The organism is Paenisporosarcina sp. P4_E4_2 (assembly GCF_056401595.1).
Genome location: NZ_JBFUJC010000465.1, coordinates 1 through 1,899, shown reverse-complemented (window position 1 = coordinate 1,899; position 1,899 = coordinate 1). Strand labels below are relative to the sequence as shown.

Annotated in this window: 2 protein-coding genes and 1 pseudogene; 2 read left to right on the top strand and 1 reads right to left on the bottom strand. The window is 38.7% G+C overall.

All coding sequences use genetic code 11. From position 1 onward, the window contains the following. The coding region (locus AC1DSB_RS18705; protein ID WP_477587352.1) for a HEAT repeat domain-containing protein at positions 1-370 on the top strand (370 nt) is incomplete at its 5' end. 45 nt (positions 371-415) lie between these two features. Here AC1DSB_RS18705 and AC1DSB_RS18700 read toward each other — a convergent pair. Beyond that, entirely contained in the window at positions 416-1,339 is a 924-nt protein-coding gene (locus AC1DSB_RS18700; protein WP_477531992.1) for a S66 peptidase family protein, read from the bottom strand. Positions 1,340-1,504: 165 nt separating this feature from the next. Between AC1DSB_RS18700 and AC1DSB_RS18695 the strand changes: the two are divergent. Then, positions 1,505-1,899 (top strand): annotated as a pseudogene (locus tag AC1DSB_RS18695) (RlmI/RlmK family 23S rRNA methyltransferase); the annotation flags it as partial.

Genomic DNA, 1,899 nt, shown 5'->3' with positions numbered 1-1,899 from the left:
CAGTTGGAGAGCGCGTTTTGATGCAGTTGAGGAATTGGGTCAGTCCAAACACAGTAAAGTGATTGATGTTCTTACAAACCGTATGAACAACGATCCTGTTTTTAAAGTGCAAGAGGCAGCTTACCGACAACTTAAAAATTTCGGTGAAGATGTAGAGAAGCCTAAACAAACAAAATTCGATATCATTAAAGGAACGTCTAAAATTTTGTTGCGCATTAAAAAGAGCTTGCCTGCCGATCATTCATATGACGAGTTCAAAGAGAAACTGAAAAAAATGAGACTTGATGTATATGATGCATACGAAGGTGAAAAGGGTGGCGAATTCGATAAGTGGCTTGAAAATGAATGGGCTTCCTTATTGAAAAAATAAATAAAACTAACCGATTGCACATAATTGCAATCGGTTTTTTTCACTCTATGGACTTACAACAGGTTCGAGTACAGTTAAAGTAAGATTAATTGTATTCATCCTCACACTTGCGCCAAGCGGAATGGCAGCCTTAAAACGGCCATGTGCCGTGGCTACATTACTTAATATAGGTTTTCCTAAAGGCACAAGAAAATCATCTATTAGTTGATCATACGAGACCCCATAGGCAGGTTCGCAATTTGTACACTCGCCCATCATAATTCCGATGCAATCCTCAAATTTACCGGCTAGTTTCAAGTGATTTAAATAGCGGTAAACAGTGTTGATAGGTTCATGTGTTTCTTCAAGACAGAGAATCTTTCCTTCCGTATTAATTTCAAAGGGAGTGCCCAATGTGTCCACAAATGACGTCAGATTTCCACCTACAATCGGACCTGTTACATCCCCGGAAACTTTGTTCACGAACGGCATGCCTGGCGGGTTTACAATTTGCCATGGTGCTGGTCTAGCTGAAGTGGCAGCGAAATATTGATTGAAATTATAAGCAGGGGTTCGGGTGTTGAAATCAAGTAACAGTAAACTTTGAAAAGTAATCAAATCTGAATACTCATAAAGAGCGTTCAGTAAAATCGTTACATCGCTGTATCCTGAAATGATTTTTGGATTTTGCCTGATGACATTAAAGTCCAGGAAAGGAAGGATGCCAGCAACTCCGACTCCTCCTCTGGTTGGTAAAATACAGGTAACGGTTTTATCTTCAAACATCTTCATTAAATCCGATGCCCGTTCTTCAGGAGTTCCTGCCAGGAAACCGTCGTTATCATATACATGATCCCCAACAATGACGTTGAAGCCCATATTCTTTAAAGTAGCAATTCCTTCATCAATTCTCTGAGCACTTAATGGACTCCCTAAAGTCACAATCCCAATGGTGTCACCTGCTTGCAGTTGCGGGGGCTTTATAGCCATTTTTATTCAACTCCTTCCAATACACAAATATTCCTCTATTATATGGTTGTTATAAAAAGGAAAGTACTAATAGTAAAGCGAATTCGATGAGTTTAACTGACTTACATATGATTTTCGGCTAAAACAGATGTAGAATAAAAGAAAAACAAATGATTGGGTGATTTTATGAAACAAAATATAAAGCTTAAAGTGAAATCTTCTTTTGCAAAAAATATGAAAGAAGGATACCCGCTCATAACGGAAGATGCAATCATCAATATGAAAGATGTAAAAGATGAAGGGACAATCATCGAACTTGTGGATGATCAACACCGTTTCATAGGAAAAGGTTATTATGGCAAACAGAACAAGGGTCGAGGGTGGATTTTGAGCCAAAATCAACATGAAAAATTTGATGCCTCGTTTTTTGAAGAAAAATTAAAACTGGCCATCGAACATCGGGATTCATTATTCCAGGATGCCAAGACAACTGCATTCCGCGTATTTAATGGAGAAGGCGACGGTGTGGGCGGTTTTACAATCGATTATTTCGATGGATACTATGTCATCAGTTGGTACAG

Coding starts and splice junctions, on each gene's coding strand:
- AC1DSB_RS18700 (WP_477531992.1), bottom strand. CDS start 1,339: ATGGCTATAAAGCCCCCGCAACTGCAAGCAGGTGACACCATTGGGATT.